Origin of the sequence: Actinocatenispora comari (genome assembly GCF_017312725.1) — a bacterium.
Lineage (GTDB): Bacteria > Actinomycetota > Actinomycetes > Mycobacteriales > Micromonosporaceae > Actinocatenispora > Actinocatenispora comari.
In genome coordinates this window covers 71,049-86,652 of sequence record NZ_BOPO01000050.1, presented here as the reverse complement: position 1 = coordinate 86,652, position 15,604 = coordinate 71,049, and the positions used below count along the sequence as shown (strand labels likewise).

Here is a 15,604-nt window from a genome sequence, read left to right as displayed (position 1 = left end):
CCAGACCCGCCCGGGGCGACGCCCGGCGCGCCGTCAGACCCGCCCGGAGCGACGCCAGACCCGCCCGGCGCGCGGCCAGACCCGCCCGGGGTGCCGTCGGACCCGGCCGGGGTGGCGCCCGGCGTGCCAGCCGGCGCCAGGGTCGGCTGGGCCCCGTCGTCGGGCGTGGCGGTGGGAACGGGGCCCACCGCACGCACGGAGTTCGGCACGGCACTCGGTTCGGTGCCGGTGATCGGCCGGGCGGCGGTACCGGCGGCCTCGATGCCCGCGGCCGGTGTCCGGGTCAGCGCCGGATCGGTGTCGAGGACGTGCCGGTACCAGCGCCACTCGGCGCGCATCGCCAGCCGGTACACGACGAAGAAGGCGGCGAGGATCAGCACGACCTTGGCCAGCATCCCGACCAACGGGTTGAGCTGCCCGGTGATCAGCGGCGAGTTCCACAGGAAGTGCATCGTCCAGGCGAGCGCGAACATGCCGAGCGCGAACAGCACCCGCAGCACGAGCGGCCGGTCGCGGCGCAGCAGCGCGTAGCCGATGCCGTAGCCGGAGCAGGCGGCGAACACCCAGTGCGACGGCAGCAGGCCGATGATCCCGCGCACCCCGAGGATCTCGGCGAGCCCGGCCGCGTCGCTGGTCGGGTTGGTCAGCGCCCCGTTTATGGCGTACGAGATGTCCTCGACGACCTGGAAGCCGAGCCCGCACCAGGCGCCGAGGAACAGTCCGTGGATCGGCCGGGACACCGAGCGGATGCCGAGGCCGATCACGGCGAGCACGCCGACCGCCTTGAGCCACTCCTCGTTGCTGGGCCCGGCGATCGCGGCACCCCAGTTGGCGGTCGTGCTGTCGCCGATCAGGCTCGGCAGCGCGCCGAGCAGGCTGCCGTTGACGTAGAAGGCGATCGCGACGGCGACGATGCCGCCCCAGCCGACCGCGGCGACCGCGAGCGTGGTCGGCGGCCGGTGGATGACGCTGAGCCAGACGATGATCAACCCGATCACCACGCCGAGCGCGATGTTGACGCCGACCGCGGTGATCGCCGCCGCTGGTGCCAGTACCCGCAGCGGCTGGAACGCCGACAGCATCGAGAAGAACGCGACGACCACCGCCGCCAGGTACACCCAGTAGGTCCAGTTGCGCGGCTGCCACAGCAGTTCGCGTGGCGACCGGAGCGCCGGCGCGGTCATGTGCTCGCCCCCGTGATCGAGTCGTACAGCGCGGTCAGCTGCGGCTGGTAGCCGTCCAGCCGGTCCGGCGCGGCCAGCACCAGTACCGACAGCGCGCGGTCGCCGTGGCGCAGGATGCTCAGCCGGCCGATCTGGTCGTGACCGACCGCGGTGCCCTGGACGCCGGCGTACCCGTGCCGGGTGGTCTGGCCGCCCTGCTCGGTCGCGGCGATGTCCTGCACGCGCAGCAGTCGGGCCCGGCGCTGGAACATGGTCGAGGTGCTGGCCGGCGGGCCGGCGACCGGCAGCGCGGTGACGCTGACCGTGTCGCCCCGGTGGGTCAACCGCAGCTGGTCGTCGGACTGGCCGGCGACCTGCCAGCCCGGGATCGGATCGACCCGGATGGCGTCGCCTCCGGCGTTCAGCGTCACCGTCTCGTCCGCCTCGGCGGTCCTGCTGGTGTCCGGCGTACGGGCGGCCAGCACGGTGATCGCGCCGATCAGGACGGCGAGCAGCACCACGACGACGACGGCCGGCCAGCGCAGGCCGGCCCGTGCAGCGGTCCCGGTGGTGGCCATCGGGTACCTCCAAAGATCGACTTCGTGCTCAGTAAACGGGCAGGTCCGGGGCGTGCGCCGGCGGAACCGGGGAGCGTGGCACGTCCGGGTTATCGATCCGCGGTGATTCGTCGCCGGCGCCCCGTCCGTGCCTGCCTGGGGTGTGGCGCCGCCGCGAGGCGTGCCGATGCTCCGCTGGCCGGGGGAGAGGGGCTTGCCAGCGCCGCGCAGAGGCGTGAGAATTCGATTTCTCACCCAAAAGGTACCCAGCCGGCAAGATGGACTCGACTCCGTCCGGTCGGCTGCCTCGACGCACCGGAGGCCAACCGTGACCGCAGACAGACACCGCCCCGACCCGGCCGGTCCGCCCCTCGGCCGGCGCCGGCTGCTGACCGCCGGGCTCGGCGCCGTCGCCGGCATCGCGCTCGGCGCCGGCGCCCTCGACGCCGTCGCGGGAAGCGCGGCTCCGGCCAGCGGCATGCACCCCGACCTGGTCACCGGGTTCAAGGTGAAGAACCTGACCGGCCCGGCCGAGACCGGCGGCTTCGCGGCGCCGTGGACCGACCTCGGCATCCCGGCCCGCTGCCCGGACGGCTCGATCCTGTTCGTCTGCGGCGACACGTTCGACGGCAGCGGGGTCGGCGGCCCGAACTGGCGGGCCCCGGTCGGCCTGCGTTCCTCCTCGGCCGACCTCGGCTCGCTGACCATCGACGGTGCGGTCGGCGGATCGAGCGCCGTCGGCCTGGTACCGGAGGGGCACGCGCCGGTCGGCGGCGGCTACACGACCGCGATCCCGTCCGACGTGTTCACCGTCGGCGACACCATGTACCTGCACCTGATGCGCGGCGTGATCTACCAGACCGACCACACCGACTTCTGGCGCTCCACCGACAACGGCGAGACCTGGGAGTACCTGTGCCAGTGGCCCGCCGAGGTGTACGGCGGGCAGTTCCAGCAGAAGACCTACGCGGTCGCCGACGACGGCTACTGCTACGTGCTGTCCACCGTGTTCAACCGCGACGTCACCTCCGGCCTGCTGCTGCACCGGGTACCGCAGGACCAGCTCGGCGTGCCCGGCGCCTACCAGCCGTGGGGCTACGCGAACGGCGCCTGGGCCTGGGGAAACCCGCCCACCACGATCACCGGCGCCCGCAGGTGGGGCGAGATCTGCTTCCGCGCGATGGGCGGCCAGTACTCGTTCAGCTGGCTCAACATGGACGCGCTCGGCATCCGCGCGCAGATCTTCCCGCTGCCCACCTCGAACCTGTTCACCACGCCGGAACAGACCATCATCGTGCCGACCTCGCCCGGCCTGGAGGTCGGCAACCTCGTCGCGAGCCCCTACGGCGGCTTCGTCATCCCCGGTTCCACCTTCGACGACTACCACGTCTGCGTCAGCCAGTGGTACGACAACCAGAACTACCGCGTCATGCACTACCAGATCAACGGCCTGTCGCACTGATCCGGCAACCGATCGCGCGTCGGGGCCACCACGGCGCCGCCGCGGAATCCGCACGGATCCCGCGGCGGCGCCGATCGACCGATCCGGTCACTCCTCCGTCGAGACGGCTCCGGCAGGCAGGCTGTCCTCCGGGTAGTGGATCTTCTGCACCGCCAGGGCGTTGCCGTGGGCGAGATCGATCGTCAACCGGACGACGTAGGCGTTCATCCCGGTCCGCCCCAGCACGGTGAGCCTGCCGTGGTCGAGGGTGACCGGACGCCACTCGCGCACCGCCGCGATGCCGTCGGCGGTCGTGCCGTTGGCGTCGACGACCACGTTGACCGCCCTCTCGGTGTCGTGGCGCAGGTCCACGACCCCGAGGCTCAGCGTGCTTCGCCTGCCGTAGCGGGTGGTGACGGCCGCGCCCTGCCCGCCGTCCGGCGACACGATCAGCGGTACCCGGGTGCTCGGCATCCAGGCGAGCCGAGGCTGGTGCTTCGGCGCGGCCGGGTCGATCCGGGCCACGTCCTCGGAGTGCCACAGCTGCGCGTTCGGCACCGTGTACGCGGTGCGCAGGGCACCGGTGTTCGGGTCGGCGACCTGGTAGACGCCGCTACCGGACTTCAGCAGCGACTCCTTGGCCGGCTTCGGGGTCGGCCGGCTACCGGGTACCTGGAAGACCGGGTCGCCGTTCGGCAGGATGGCGGCGATCTCGCCGGCGGAGCGGTGCGCTCCGGTCGCGAGCCGCAGCACGGCGCCGCTGTGCAGGTCGACGCGGAACAGCGTGTCGTCGATGTGGTTGCCGTCGGGCGCACCGCGCAGCACCAACCACCGCTCGTTCGACGACCAGGCGACCGGGATGCCGTCGGCGCCGGCCCGGCCGGTGCGGTACGTGCGCTTCGCGGTGAGGTCGCGGACCACCACCTGGTCGCCGATGCTGCTGACGAGCCACCGGCCGGTCGGGGACAGCGGGGTACCCATCCCCGCCGCGCTCGGGCCGATCCGACCCGGCACCACGTACCGCGCGCCGGACCTGGTACGCAACAGCGCGTTGCGCGGGGTGTTCCCGTCGCTGGCGAAGTACGGCTGGACGTACTCGCCCCGGCCGACCGGGCGGTCGGCGGGCAGCCGCGCCGCGGTGTCGATCGGCGCCGGTGGCATGGTGCCGGCGCCGTGCCAGGCGACACCGCCGAGCACGAGGGCGACGGCGACGAGCACGCCGGCGCCGTACCGGCCGGCACGACGACGGCGGAAGCGCCGCTGGATGCGCTGGGTGACCGCTTGCGCGGACGGCGGCCGGGTCGTCGCGGTGGCCTCGTGGTAGAGCTGGCCGAGTTCGTTCATCGGGCAACCTCCTCGGCGAGCGACCGGTCGGTGCCGATCGCGAGTTCCGGTGCGAGTTCGCGCAGCCGGCGGATCGCTTGGTGGGTACGACTCTTGACGGTGCCGACCGAGCAGCCCAGCGCCGCGGCGGTGTCCACCTCGGACAGATCTTCGTAGTAGCGCAGCGCGAGCACGGCGCGCTGCTTGGCGGTCAGCGTGCGCAGCGCGGCGATGAACGACTCGCGCCGGGCGACCGACTCGGCCACCTCGACCGTGCCGGCCGGGTCGCCGGCCGCGGCCAGCGACGTCTCGCGCAGCCGACGGCGGCGCCGCCACGAGGTGCTTTCGTTGATCATGATGCGGCGCGCGTACGCCTGCGGTTCGTCCACCCGGCCCCAGCGTTGCGCCAGCCGGAACAGCGCGGTCTGCACCAGGTCCTCGGCGAGCTGGTGGTCGCCGGTCAGCGCGAACCCGAGCCTGGTCAGCGCCGGTAACCGGGCGGTCACGAACTCCGTGAACCCGTCGAGTTTGTTCACCCGTACCTCCCTTGACACTGGCTATGAGGGCCGGGCGGCCGGGCGAGGTTCGATCCGCCGGCGAACCAGTTCGCGGCGGGCATCGGCCGCGACGCGTCGCCGGGGTGAACGGTGCGGCTCGCGGACCCGTACGGCGGTGCCGGTACGGATCCGCGAGCCGGCTACTGACAGTGATGCGGCCTAGCGGTACGTGCCCGCATGCGGCATCATGTCTCGCGGTGTCCAACCACTGCGATGGCTCGGGTGCCGGCTTCGGGCAGGAAGCCGTACCCGGGTCATCGCGCGGTGGCACACCCCGCGGCGAAGCGTACGAACGCGTCGAACGCCGTCGGGGCCACCGCGAGGGCGGCTCCGGCCGGGTCCTTGGAGTCTCGTACCCCGACGATCCCGGGCAGGTTCGTCGCCACTTCGACGCACTGGTTGCTGGCGCTGCTGCGGCTGGACTTGCGCCACACCGCGCCGGAAAGGCCACTCACGTGGTCGTCTCCTTCGTGATCTGCCCGATGAACTCGCGACTGTCCGCGGCGTTCAGGGCGTGCTTGCTGATGTCGGCGAATGCCTCGTCGTAACGCGCCACCTCCTGCGGTTTGTTGAAGTAGTTGTCCCCGAGGAACCCGTCGCAGTAGGCGATCGGTTGGTCCTCCGGGAAGCGCAGCACGATGAACTGGCCGGTCGTGTAGCCCAGGTGCAGTCCGGCGGCGAACCGGACCACGCGCACCGACACGGTCGGCAGCTCGGTCATCGCGACGATGTGGGCGAGTTGGTCGGCGAGCACCCGCGGCCCACCGACCGGCCGGCGCAGCACGGTCTCGGAGAGCACCACGTCCAGCCGCAGCGGGTCGGTTGCGCGGGTCAGCACGCTCTGCCGGCTGCGCCGCAGCGCCACCCGCTTGGCCACCTCGGTCGGCGGCCGGCTGCGGCCGTCGCCGCCGGGCAGGCTGGTGATGGCCGACGCGTACGCCTCGGTCTGCAGCAGGCCCGGCACCAGGTCCGGCTCGTAGCTGACCAGCTCGGTCGCGGAGCCCTCCAGCCCCAGGTACAGGTCGAACTCCGGCGACACGACGTCCCGGTAGCGGGTGAACGGGCCCTTCAACCGGGTCAGCGCGAGCAGTTCGGTGAGCCGGCGGTGCGTCGCCTCGTCCGCGGCGTACAGCTCGACCAGGCCGTCGATGTCGCCCTTGGGCCGCAACTTCACCCCGGGCAGCCCGTTCTCGATCTTGTACAGCGTGGTCACGTGCCGCTCGATGAACGCGGCGGCGTCCTCCTGCGTGACGCCGGCCTGCTCGCGCAACTCCCGCAGCAGGTTGCCGACCTTGCGCCGGGCCCACGCCGCGCCGACCGACTCGCCGTTCTCGGCCGCCGCCGCGTCGAGGCTCGACCGATTACGCATTGTGACCCCCTGACGCTGTGCCCCGGTGGCGCCGGAGCGCGGCGGAACGTGCCCGGCTGTCTGGCTCGGCCGAGTGTATTAGGTGGCCGGACCGAACCTGGGGCACCGCAGGCGGCAGCAACGGCGCGGTGCGGTACTTGTCACTCGGATGTTGCACAACGGGTGCGGCCGGCCAGGCCTGTCGCGACAAGCACGAACAGTCATGATCGGGGTGCCGGGTCGGTTACGCGATACCGATTCCGCTACCTTGTGAAAACCGGCGCCGTGGTGTTCACTGCATGCGTGCCGAGCTGGCACATATGTCTTCCTTGTCCCTACCAGGTGGAGACGGCGTGAGGTTCAACCAGTACATCACTTTCTGCGGTGGTCTGTTTGTGTTCGCACGTCGCCGTCCGACGCCTCGCGGATAGGACGCAGCCGCCCATGCCGCACCCACGTCCGCGACCCGCGTCGCACCCACGAGGCCGCCGGTGACCGACCCGCGGCGTACGAACCACACCGGTTGGTACGAGCAGCTGCACCCCGACGCTGCCCCGTCGACCCGATCGGCCCCCGTCCCGCCGCGCGCCGAGCCGCCACCGCGGACCGAGCCACCGCGGGCCGCGCCGCCGGCCTACGCCGCGCCGCCGCGAATGCCGCACGCCGACCCGGCGTACCCGCCGTCCGGCGCGAACCGGCCGCCGTCCGGCGCCGCCGGCGCGAAGGTCCGGCCGATCGCCGACGAACTGTTCCGCGGCGCCACCGACGCGTTCACCGGCGCCACCCGGATCAACCACCGGCTGGTCGGGATCGGCTGTGCCGCGGCGCTGGTCGCCGAGCTGATGCTGACCTGGCGGGACGACCCGGCGCACGGCCGGCAACGGCTGCTGCGCACGTTCCCGGCTGCCGGGACCGGCGCGCCGGTGCTCGCCCCCGACCACCGGCTCTACCTGGAGGCGCCGCCGCGCGACCCGCTGTGCTACCGGGTGCTGTCGGAGATCGTCGAGGACGCCCGGGACCAGCGGCGGCCGGTGGTGGAGTTCGTCGAGTACCTCTCCGACCGGGCGTACCGGATGGTCGGCGAGCGGCTGGCGATGGCCCGGCTGGTGGTCGAGGAGCAGCGCCGGTCCGGGCTGCGCCGCCGGCAGGTGTTCCTCGACGTCGAGCCGACCGCGTCGGTCAACGCGCTGACCCGGCTGCCCCGCAAGCTGCGCGACCGGGAGCCGGTCGGCGAGGCCGACCGGGTGCTGTTCGGCCTCTACGACGCGATCGGCTTGATGGCCGTGGTCCGGCGCGAGTTCTCCGACCACTTCCCGATGCCCACCGACCTGCGGCTCACTCCCGACCTGCAGTCGGTCCTGGACGCCGCGAGCGAACTGCAGGCCGTCGTGACCCGACGGCACTGACCCGCACGACCCCGGTGCACCCGCGACGCCGCGCCGGGGCTGCGTCATCCCCTCACGAAAGGTCCTTCCCGTGGCTGTGCAAGCCTTCCCGGCCAGCGCGGTGACCAACCGCCTGGCCCGCAACAGACTGTCCTGGGGCACCCTCGGCGGCTACGTGGTCGCGCTGGCCGCGCCGCTGACCGTGGTCGGCGCCGGCCTGACCAACGGCTGGGCCGTCACCGGGCTGACCTCCATCCCGATCGCGTACCTGGCGGTGGCGCTGATCCTGTGGTGGTTCGCGGTCGGCTACGTGGCGCTGGGCCGGCGGATCCCGAACGCCGGCGCGCTGTACGTGACGATCGCGGCCGGCATCGGCCGGGTCGCCGCGGTGGCCGCCGGCCTGGTCGCGGTCGTGTCGTACGCGGCGATGGAGGCGGGGCTGCTCGGCGGGTTCGGGGTGGCCGGCGGCCGGCAGATCGCCGAACTGTTCGGCCCGGACATCTCGCCCTGGTGGGTGGCGATCGCCGCGCTGGTGGTGATCACCGTGCTCGGCGTGCTGAAGGTCAACCTGGCCGGCCGGATCCTCGCGATCGCGCTGGTCGCCGAGATCCTGGCGATCCTGGTGTTCGACGTCATCGAGATCGCGCACCCGCACGGCTCGGTCTCGCTCGCCGCGCTCAACCCTTTGGAACTGTTCGGTGGTGGCGGTACCGCACTGGTCGGCATGGTCATCGCGCTGACCGGCCTGGTCGGCTTCGAGGACTCGTACAACTACAGCGAGGAGGCGAAGAAGGGCGCGCCGTGGATCGCCGTGTACGGCGCGCTCGCGTTCACCGCCGCCATCTACGCGCTGTCCGCCTGGGCGATGACCGTCGCCGCCGGACCGGACAACGTCGTCGCCGGCGCCGGCAAGTACGCCGACCAGTACCTGTTCCACCTGGTCTCGCCGTACGTGCCGAGCTGGAGCCTGCGGGTCGCGCAGATCCTGCTGTGCACCTCGCTGCTCGCCGCCGCGATCGGTTTCTCCAACACCGGCGCGCGTTACTTCTTCGCACTCGGCCGCGACCGGGTGCTGCCCGCCGTCTTCGGCCGTACCTGGTCGCGCACCGCGGCGCCGGCCGGCGGCGCGATCGCCCAGTCCGTCCTGGTCCTCGCGATCATCGTGGTGATGGTGTCGCGGGGCGCCGACCCGGAGACCGCACTGTTCTTCGGCGGCACCGTGTTCGCCGGCTACGGTGTGCTGCTGCTGATGACGTTGTGCTGCGTCGCCGCGCTGGTCTACTTCGCCCGCAAGCGACGCGACGAGAACGCCTGGCAGGCCCGGATCGCCCCGGTGCTCGGCTTCCTCGGGCTGGCCGTGATCGCGACCGTCACCACCGTCAACTTCGGCACCCTGGTGGGAATCCCGAACGACTCGTTCGCCGCGCGGGCACTGCCGGCCGGCATCGGCGCGGTGGCGGTGCTCGGGATCGCCTGGGGCCTGCTGCGGCGGGCGACCAACCGCACCGCGTACGGCCGGATCGGCCAGGGTGGGCGGCACCTGACCGCCGGCCCGGCGGCGGCGGTACCCGAGCCGAGCCCGGCGGCCACCAGCGAGGCGGTGGTGCTCGGCGGTGACGGGTGAGCGTGCCGATCGGGACGGCCGGCCGGGCCGACGCCGACCGGCTGACCCGGCTGCTGTCGGACGCGTTCCTGCTCGGTGACCTCGCCGACTGGCTGGTCGGCGACCTGGCGCGGCGCCGCGAGATCTACCCGCGGTACTGGGCGATCATCGCCCGGCACGCCCTGTCCGGCGCGGCCACCGTGGACGTCACCGACGTCGACAGCGCCGCCGCCCTCTGGTACGCCGGGGGCGGCGGCGAGCCCGACGTGGTGCCGGCCGACTACGACGCGCTGCTGGCCGCCGCGTGCGGCGCTCACGTCGACCGGTTCGCCGCGCTCGACGGTGCCATGCACGACGCGTACCCGGACCGGCCCGGCTACGCCTACCTCGGCTTCGTCGGCGTGGCACCCGCCCGGCAGCGCGCCGGGTTGGGCGCGGCGCTGCTGGCCCACCGGCACCGGCAGCTGGACCGCGCCGGTACCGCCGCGTTCCTGATCGCCTCGTCGGCCGACTCCGCCCGGCTCTACCGGCGCCTCGGTTACCGGCCGGCCGGCCCGGACGTCCGCCCCGCGCCCGACGCACCCGCGCTCTACCCGATGCTCCGCGAACCGAGGCCGATCCTCGGCGAGGCCGATCCGACGCTCGGCGAAGCCGACCCGGCTGTCCGCGGGGCCGGTCCGACGCTCGGCGAAGGCGATCCGGCTGTGCGCGGGGCCGGTCCGATGCTCGGCGAAGGCGATCCGGCTGTGCGCGGGGCCGGTCCGACGCTTGGCGAAGGCGATCCGGTGGTCCGTGGGGCCGGTCCGGTGGACTGACCCGCGTTCCCGCACTGCGGGCCGGCCGGTCTCGCCGGGCGGGCGATCGCCGGCAAACCGGGCGGTCGTTCGCCCGATCGGGGTCGCTTCGGGCCCGACCGATGGCCGGCCCGGGGCGAGATGCGAGACACTGACCACGCGGACCTCGCCCGGCGCCCGGAGGTGAGTGCGGTGGCGCAGTCTCGGAAGCGGCCGGATCGCCGGCCCGACACCGACCCCGGCCGGCCCATTCCGTACGGGGTGGATCCGGCGTTCGGCGAGGCCGGCGAGACGGGCCGGCCCGGGCACGCCGCGGTCGGCCGCCCGGTCAGCGAACTGCTCGCCGACGACGCCGGGCCGTCCTCTCCGTTCGGCGCGACGAGCCTGCCGATGCCGCCGCAGGACGTCGCCTACGAGCTGCCGGACGACGGGCCGCCGCAGGTCGACCCGGTGCGCGACTTCTGACGCCGGGCGTCCGGGCCGGTCGGCCGCCGGTGCGGCGCACCGGAGCGTCTCAACGGTGCAGCGACGCGGCGGCGTCCAGGTGCGCCAGCTTCTCCGGGTTGCGGACCGCGTACAGCCCGGTGACCCGACCGCCGTCGACCCGTACGGCCACCGCCGCGTCCGTTCCGTCGGTGAACCGGGCCAGCAGCGCCGGGTGCCCGTTGATCCACGCCGGCCGCAGCGTCGCCGTGCCGGTGAGGTTGCCCAGTACCGGAGCCACCCGCTCGGCGCCCACGATCGGTGTCAGCGCCGCCCGCACCACGCCGCCACCGTCGGTCAGCAGTACCACGTCCGGGGCGAGCAGGTCGAGCAGCCGCTGCAGGTCGCCGGTCTCGACGGCCCGGTGGAACGCCGCCAGCACGTCGCGGCTCTGTGCCGCGGAGACGACCTCCCGCGGCCGGCGCGCCGCGACGTGTGCCCGGGCCCGGTGGGCGATCTGGCGCACCGTCGCCGGCGTCCGGTCCACCGCGGCGGCGATCTCGTCGTACCCGAGGTCGAACACCTCCCGCAGCACGAACACGGCGCGCTCGGTCGGCGTGAGCGTCTCCAGCACCAGCAGCATCGCCATCGAGACGCTGTCGGCCAGCTCGACGTCGTCGGCCACGTCCGGCGTGGTCAGCAGCGGCTCCGGCAGCCACGGGCCGACGTAGGACTCGCGCCGCCGGCGCAGCGTGCGAAGCCGGGTCAGCGCCTGCCGAGTGGTGATGCGGACCAGGTAGGCCCGCTGGTCCCGGATGGGTCCGAGGTCGACGCCGATCCAGCGCAGCCAGGTCTCCTGCAGCACGTCCTCGGCGTCGGTCGCCGACCCGAGCATCTCGTAGGCGACGGTGAACAGCAGGTTCCGGTGGGCCAGGAAGGCTTCCGTGGCCGGGTCCGCCCGCCCCGGGTCGCCGCCGGCCGGGGCCGCCCGGTCGGAGCCGCCGGCCGGGGCCGGGTCGGTGCGGGCCGGGTCCGCGCGGCCCGGATCGGCGCTGGCCCGTTCGTCTGGCTGGTTCATCGACCGTCCCCCTCGTCTGCGGGCCGTCGCTGCCGGCCGTGCCTCGGACCGGCGCCCGTGCACGAGACGCCGCCGACCGGCGCGGTGTGACGACCCGGGCGGGTGCAGCACGTCACAGTGCACCGCCGTCACACCGGCCGCTGCGGCGGCATCTCCATGGTCGTCACCGAGCCGCGCGAACACCGCGCGGCACACGAGTCAGGAGCTTCCATGGAACCCCGAATCGACCTGTTCGCCAGCCCGACCCCGGCCAGGGCGCTCAAGCGCTTCGCCAACGCCGCCATGGCGCTGGAGCAGTCGACGTTGCCGAAGACGCTGCGCGAGCTGCTGCAGCTGCGGGTCGGTCAGATCAACGGCTGCGGCCTGTGCGTCGACGCGCACACCAAGGAGGCCGCGGCCGCCGGCGAGACCCCGGTACGGATCAGCCTGGTCGCCGTCTGGGGGGAGTCGACGGTGTTCACCGCGGCGGAACGGGCCGCGCTGGCACTGACGGAGGAGGGTACTCGGCTCGGCGACGCCCGGCACGGCGTGTCCGACGAGACGTGGGCCGCCGCCCGCGAGTACTACGACGACGACCAGCTCGGCACCCTGGTGTGCCTGATCGCGATGATCAACGCGGCCACCCGGATGAACGTCATGGTGCACAACCCCGGTGGCTCGTACCAGCCGGGTACGTTCGCCGCGGTCGGCAGCGAGTGACCGGCCGCCCGGTCCGAGGCTGGCTGCCGCCGATCCCGGGCCGGGCGGTTCACGACGCGGCGCCGGTCACGGCCGGTCGCGACGCGGCACCGGTAGGCGGTTCACGACGCGGCGCCGGTCACGACGCGGCACCGGTCGGGCGGTTCACGACGCGGCATCGGTCGGGCCGGTCACGACGCGGTACCGGTCAGGGCTGGTCCCGACGACCGCGTGCCGGCGACCCAGGCTGCCCGCCCGCCGGCGAGATGAGCTCCGCCAGCAGTTCACCCGCCCGCAGCAGGGCGAGGGCACGGTCGGCGACGGCCGCCAGCCGGGCGTCCAGCGCGGCGAGCGAGCCGCCCACCTCGTCGAGGTCGCGTACCGCCGTGATCGCCGTGTGCACATCGGGGATGCGGTAGCCGCCGGCGCGCAGCGCCGCGGTGATGCGCGCCTCCCTGATCGCGGCCAGCGGGTACCGCCGCGCCGTTCCGGCGGGCGTGCCGACGCGCTCCGGCGCCACCAGACCCACCTTCTCCCAGAACCGGAGCGTGGACGCCCGTACCCCGAGGGCCTGGGACAGTTCGGTGATGGTCATCGAGTCGCCGTCGGCGGGCTCGGCGTCGGTGCGCGCCTCGGCCCGGATCGACTCCAGCGCGAGCCGGGCGGCGAGCGCCTGCGCCCGCTCCTCGTTCAGCCGGGCGTGGAAGCCGCAGATCAGCGCCGCACCCTGGTCCGGTGGTTGGTGCCGGATCGCCCGCATCGCCGCTCGCGCCTCGACCGGGCCCACCGCGTACGCGAGTGCGCGGTAGGCGTGCAGGGCGTCCAGGTGCGCCGGGGCGAACCGGCGGTACCCGTTGCCGGACCGGGCCGCCGGCGGGATCACGCCCAGCCGCTCCAGGTCACGTACCTGCTGGGCGGAACAGCCGGCCGCGGCGGCGACCGCGGCGGTGGTCATCGACGCCGCGGCGCCCATCGAACCCTCCATAAGCACTTCAAGTACATGCTCGAACCATGAGTATGGACCGACTTCTCGACACGATCCGCGCCTTCGACGGGGTACTGGAGCTCGCGCCGGCCGCGGGCAGCGCCTTTCCCGAGATCGCCTGGGGTGATCACTTCTTCTACTACGCCCCGGACGGCCAGGTGCCCCAGCGGGAGCAGCCCTACGCCACGATCGTCACGAAGAACTACCCGGACGACGACGAGTGCGACCTCGACCCGCCGGGCCGCTGGCGGCTGAACATCCACGTCGGCGCCGCCGCGTTCGTCGAGCTCACCGGCGAGGACCCGCGGGCGGCGGCGACACCGCGGGACCGCACCGCAACCGACGTCGTCTTCCCGCACCCGCTCTACCGCACGCAGGGCTGGGTGTCGATCGTCGATCCCGGCCCGCGTACGCATGACCTGGCGGTTCGGCTGCTGCGCCAGGCGCACGAGGCCGCCCGGCGGCGGTCGCACCGCAGGTCGGCGCGCCACGGCTGACCGGCGGCGCGTGGCCGCGTCAGGGGGTCGGCGGCGGCTGCGGCAGCGGATGCGCGCCGGCCGGCCGCAGCCCGTCGAAGATGATGGCGAGGTAGCGCTGCCACAGGTCCGGCGACGCGTCCGGCAGGTAGCTGGTGACGTGGTTCGGGGCGCACATCAGCAGGACCACGTCGGTGCCGGTGACGTCGTCGCGTACCGCACCGTGCGCGCGGGCGCGGTCGACCAGCGCGGCGACGATCTCGTACAGCCGGGTGCGGCAGTCGACGACGTCGGCCCGCAGCTCGCCGGCCTCCTGCAGGAAGGACAGGTCGCGCTGCTGCCGCTGCCGGGCCGCGACGGTGAGGAACTCCAGCAGCGCGGCGCCGGGGTCGGCGGCGGCCAGCAACCGCTCGCCGACCGCGTTGAGCTCGGTGATCCGGTCCAGGACGATCTCGGCGATCAGCTCGTCCTTGGAGGCGAAGTGGCGAAACACCGTGCCCTTGCCGACGCCGGCCCGTCGGGCGATGTCCGCGACGGAGGTCTCCAGGCCGCGTTCGGCGAACTCGTCCGCCGCCACCGCCAGCAGCGCCTTCCGGTTGCGGGCCGCGTCGGCGCGCAGCGGGCGATGGTCGGTCACGCTGCCAGGCTAACAAGTTGACCGCGCGGTCCGCTTGTTGCTAGCGTCCCCGGAGAAAAGATGACCACGCGGTCCGTTTAGAGGGGGACGCATGAAGGCAGTCGTCGCGACCGGGTACGGTCCACCCGAGACGTACACGGTCGGCGAGGTCCCGGTGCCCGTGCCGGGGCCGGGACAGCTTCAGGTACGCATCGCCGCCGCCTCGGTCAACCCGGCCGACATCGTGCTGCCGGGTGGCGCGTTCCGGGACAGCACGCCGCTGGAGTTCCCGCACGTACCGGGCAACGACTTCGCCGGCACCGTCAGCCGGCTCGGCGCCGGAGTGACCGGGTACCGGGTCGGCGACGAGATCTTCGGCCAGTCGGTGCCGCGGGCGCTGCGGGCCATGGCGGGCACCGCCGCACGGTCGCTGAGCACCGGCACGCTGGCCGAGTACGCGGTCTTCGAGGCGGACACGCCGCTGCTCGCACACCGCCCCGCCGGTCTCGACGTGGCGCAGGCGGCGGCGCTGCCCACCGTCGGCCTGACCGCGCGGGCACTGCTCGCCACCGCGCAGGTACGCCCCGGCGAGACCGTCCTGCTCGTCGGCGCCACCGGCGGCGTGGGTACCACGGTGCTTCCGCTGCTGGCCGCGGCCGGTGCCCGGGTGGTGGCCACCGGTACGCCGGCCGACGCCGCGCTGCTGCGATCGCTCGGTGCCGCCGAGGTGATCGGGTACGGGCCGGCGGACTACCCGGCCGGCGTCGACGTCGCGGTCAACGCGGTACTGCCCGGCGACCGGCTCGCCGCCGTCGCCGCCGCGCTCCGGTCCGGCGGACGGTTGCTCACCATCACCTATCCGGTGCCGCTTCCGGAGTCGCTCGGCCGCGACGACGTGCGCCTGCACTTCGTGCTGGACCTCGACGCCCGGTTCGGCGGCATGCGCGAGGTGGCGGAACAGGCCGTCGGGGGCGCGTTGAGCGCCACCATCGGGCGCCGGTACCGCCTGGCCGACGGAGCCCGGGCCTGCGCCGACTTCGCCCGGGAGCACACCACCGGCAAGCTGGTCGTCACCACCTGACCGGGCCGTGGGCCGCACCCAGGATGTCCACTATGGACGGTGCCGGTGCCGGTGCCGGTGCCGGTGCCGGTGCTGGTGCAGGGGCAGGGGCAGGGC

17 protein-coding genes are annotated in these 15,604 nt (G+C 73.7%); 8 read left to right on the top strand and 9 right to left on the bottom strand.

Going from position 1 to position 15,604, the window contains the following annotated elements:
- Together NUM_RS14880 and NUM_RS14875 are read right to left on the bottom strand one after the other, a co-directional pair.
- Positions 1–1,184 (bottom strand): PrsW family intramembrane metalloprotease (locus NUM_RS14880; RefSeq protein ID WP_207125433.1); only part of this gene is annotated, 1,184 nt, incomplete at its 3' end.
- Positions 1,181–1,741 (bottom strand): hypothetical protein, encoded by a 561-nt coding sequence (locus NUM_RS14875; protein ID WP_207125432.1) that lies wholly within the window; start codon positions 1,739–1,741, stop codon positions 1,181–1,183. The genes NUM_RS14880 and NUM_RS14875, both read right to left, overlap by 4 nt.
- Before the next feature lie 307 nt (positions 1,742–2,048).
- Here NUM_RS14875 and NUM_RS14870 point away from each other — a divergent pair, with 307 nt between their 5' ends.
- A complete protein-coding gene (locus NUM_RS14870; RefSeq protein ID WP_207125431.1) occupies positions 2,049–3,182 on the top strand; it encodes a DUF4185 domain-containing protein in 1,134 nt (377 codons plus the stop codon).
- 87 nt (positions 3,183–3,269) lie between these two features.
- On the opposite strand, the gene NUM_RS14865 is transcribed toward NUM_RS14870, so the two are convergent.
- The 4 genes from NUM_RS14865 to NUM_RS14850 all read right to left on the bottom strand — a co-directional run bounded on the left by NUM_RS14865 (position 3,270) and on the right by NUM_RS14850 (position 6,410).
- A complete protein-coding gene (locus NUM_RS14865; RefSeq protein WP_207125430.1) occupies positions 3,270–4,505 on the bottom strand; it encodes a TolB-like translocation protein in 1,236 nt (411 codons plus the stop codon).
- A complete protein-coding gene (locus NUM_RS14860) occupies positions 4,502–5,020 on the bottom strand; it encodes a SigE family RNA polymerase sigma factor (RefSeq protein WP_207125429.1) in 519 nt (172 codons plus the stop codon). The genes NUM_RS14865 and NUM_RS14860 overlap by 4 nt, the downstream gene beginning before the upstream one ends.
- Before the next feature lie 275 nt (positions 5,021–5,295).
- On the bottom strand, positions 5,296–5,496 hold the full coding sequence (locus NUM_RS14855; protein ID WP_207125428.1) for a DUF397 domain-containing protein: 201 nt from the start codon (positions 5,494–5,496) through the stop codon (positions 5,296–5,298).
- Positions 5,493–6,410, bottom strand: coding sequence for a helix-turn-helix domain-containing protein (locus NUM_RS14850; RefSeq protein WP_207125427.1), 918 nt, complete (start codon positions 6,408–6,410; stop codon positions 5,493–5,495). Before NUM_RS14850 ends, NUM_RS14855 begins: the two co-directional genes overlap by 4 nt.
- Positions 6,411–6,880: 470 nt before the next feature.
- On the opposite strand from NUM_RS14850, the gene NUM_RS14845 reads away from it, so the two are divergent.
- From NUM_RS14845 to NUM_RS14830, 4 genes are all read left to right on the top strand, one after another.
- Entirely contained in the window at positions 6,881–7,795 is a 915-nt protein-coding gene (locus NUM_RS14845; RefSeq protein WP_207125426.1) for a GPP34 family phosphoprotein, read from the top strand.
- 70 nt (positions 7,796–7,865) lie between these two features.
- Positions 7,866–9,398: an APC family permease gene (locus NUM_RS14840; protein WP_207125425.1), complete on the top strand. Its 1,533-nt coding sequence runs from the start codon at positions 7,866–7,868 to the stop codon at positions 9,396–9,398.
- Positions 9,395–10,192, top strand: coding sequence for a GNAT family N-acetyltransferase (locus tag NUM_RS14835; RefSeq protein ID WP_207125424.1), 798 nt, complete (start codon positions 9,395–9,397; stop codon positions 10,190–10,192). Before NUM_RS14840 ends, NUM_RS14835 begins: the two co-directional genes overlap by 4 nt.
- A 171-nt stretch (positions 10,193–10,363) precedes the next feature.
- Complete coding sequence (locus tag NUM_RS14830; protein WP_207125423.1) at positions 10,364–10,636, top strand: hypothetical protein; 273 nt, start codon at positions 10,364–10,366, stop codon at positions 10,634–10,636.
- A 49-nt stretch (positions 10,637–10,685) separates the two neighbouring features.
- Here the strand turns inward: NUM_RS14830 and NUM_RS14825 are convergent, their stop codons facing one another.
- Positions 10,686–11,672, bottom strand: coding sequence for an RNA polymerase sigma-70 factor (locus NUM_RS14825; RefSeq protein ID WP_207125422.1), 987 nt, complete (start codon positions 11,670–11,672; stop codon positions 10,686–10,688).
- A 210-nt stretch (positions 11,673–11,882) separates the two neighbouring features.
- Between NUM_RS14825 and NUM_RS14820 the strand changes: the two genes are divergently transcribed.
- On the top strand, positions 11,883–12,371 hold the full coding sequence (locus NUM_RS14820; protein ID WP_207125421.1) for a carboxymuconolactone decarboxylase family protein: 489 nt from the start codon (positions 11,883–11,885) through the stop codon (positions 12,369–12,371).
- Between the two features lie 187 nt (positions 12,372–12,558).
- Here the strand turns inward: NUM_RS14820 and NUM_RS14815 are convergent, their stop codons facing one another.
- Positions 12,559–13,323 (bottom strand): MerR family transcriptional regulator, encoded by a 765-nt coding sequence (locus NUM_RS14815; RefSeq protein WP_207125420.1) that lies wholly within the window; start codon positions 13,321–13,323, stop codon positions 12,559–12,561.
- A gap of 38 nt (positions 13,324–13,361) precedes the next feature.
- Between NUM_RS14815 and NUM_RS14810 the strand changes: the two genes are divergently transcribed.
- Positions 13,362–13,832 carry a DUF6194 family protein gene (locus tag NUM_RS14810; RefSeq protein ID WP_207125419.1) on the top strand — a complete coding sequence of 157 codons (471 nt, stop codon included), beginning with the start codon at positions 13,362–13,364 and terminating at the stop codon, positions 13,830–13,832.
- Between the two features lie 19 nt (positions 13,833–13,851).
- On the opposite strand, the gene NUM_RS14805 is transcribed toward NUM_RS14810, so the two are convergent.
- Positions 13,852–14,448 carry a TetR/AcrR family transcriptional regulator gene (locus NUM_RS14805; protein ID WP_207125418.1) on the bottom strand — a complete coding sequence of 199 codons (597 nt, stop codon included), beginning with the start codon at positions 14,446–14,448 and terminating at the stop codon, positions 13,852–13,854.
- Positions 14,449–14,539: 91 nt separating this feature from the next.
- On the opposite strand from NUM_RS14805, the gene NUM_RS14800 reads away from it, so the two are divergent.
- Positions 14,540–15,508, top strand: coding sequence for an NADP-dependent oxidoreductase (locus NUM_RS14800; protein WP_207125417.1), 969 nt, complete (start codon positions 14,540–14,542; stop codon positions 15,506–15,508).
- Positions 15,509–15,604 lie beyond the last annotated feature (96 nt).

Coding starts and splice junctions, on each gene's coding strand:
- NUM_RS14875 (WP_207125432.1), bottom strand. CDS start 1,741: ATGGCCACCACCGGGACCGCTGCACGGGCCGGCCTGCGCTGGCCGGCC.
- NUM_RS14865 (WP_207125430.1), bottom strand. CDS start 4,505: ATGAACGAACTCGGCCAGCTCTACCACGAGGCCACCGCGACGACCCGG.
- NUM_RS14850 (WP_207125427.1), bottom strand. CDS start 6,410: ATGCGTAATCGGTCGAGCCTCGACGCGGCGGCGGCCGAGAACGGCGAG.
- NUM_RS14825 (WP_207125422.1), bottom strand. CDS start 11,672: ATGAACCAGCCAGACGAACGGGCCAGCGCCGATCCGGGCCGCGCGGAC.
- NUM_RS14820 (WP_207125421.1), top strand. CDS start 11,883: ATGGAACCCCGAATCGACCTGTTCGCCAGCCCGACCCCGGCCAGGGCG.
- NUM_RS14815 (WP_207125420.1), bottom strand. CDS start 13,323: ATGGGCGCCGCGGCGTCGATGACCACCGCCGCGGTCGCCGCCGCGGCC.
- NUM_RS14810 (WP_207125419.1), top strand. CDS start 13,362: ATGAGTATGGACCGACTTCTCGACACGATCCGCGCCTTCGACGGGGTA.
- NUM_RS14800 (WP_207125417.1), top strand. CDS start 14,540: ATGAAGGCAGTCGTCGCGACCGGGTACGGTCCACCCGAGACGTACACG.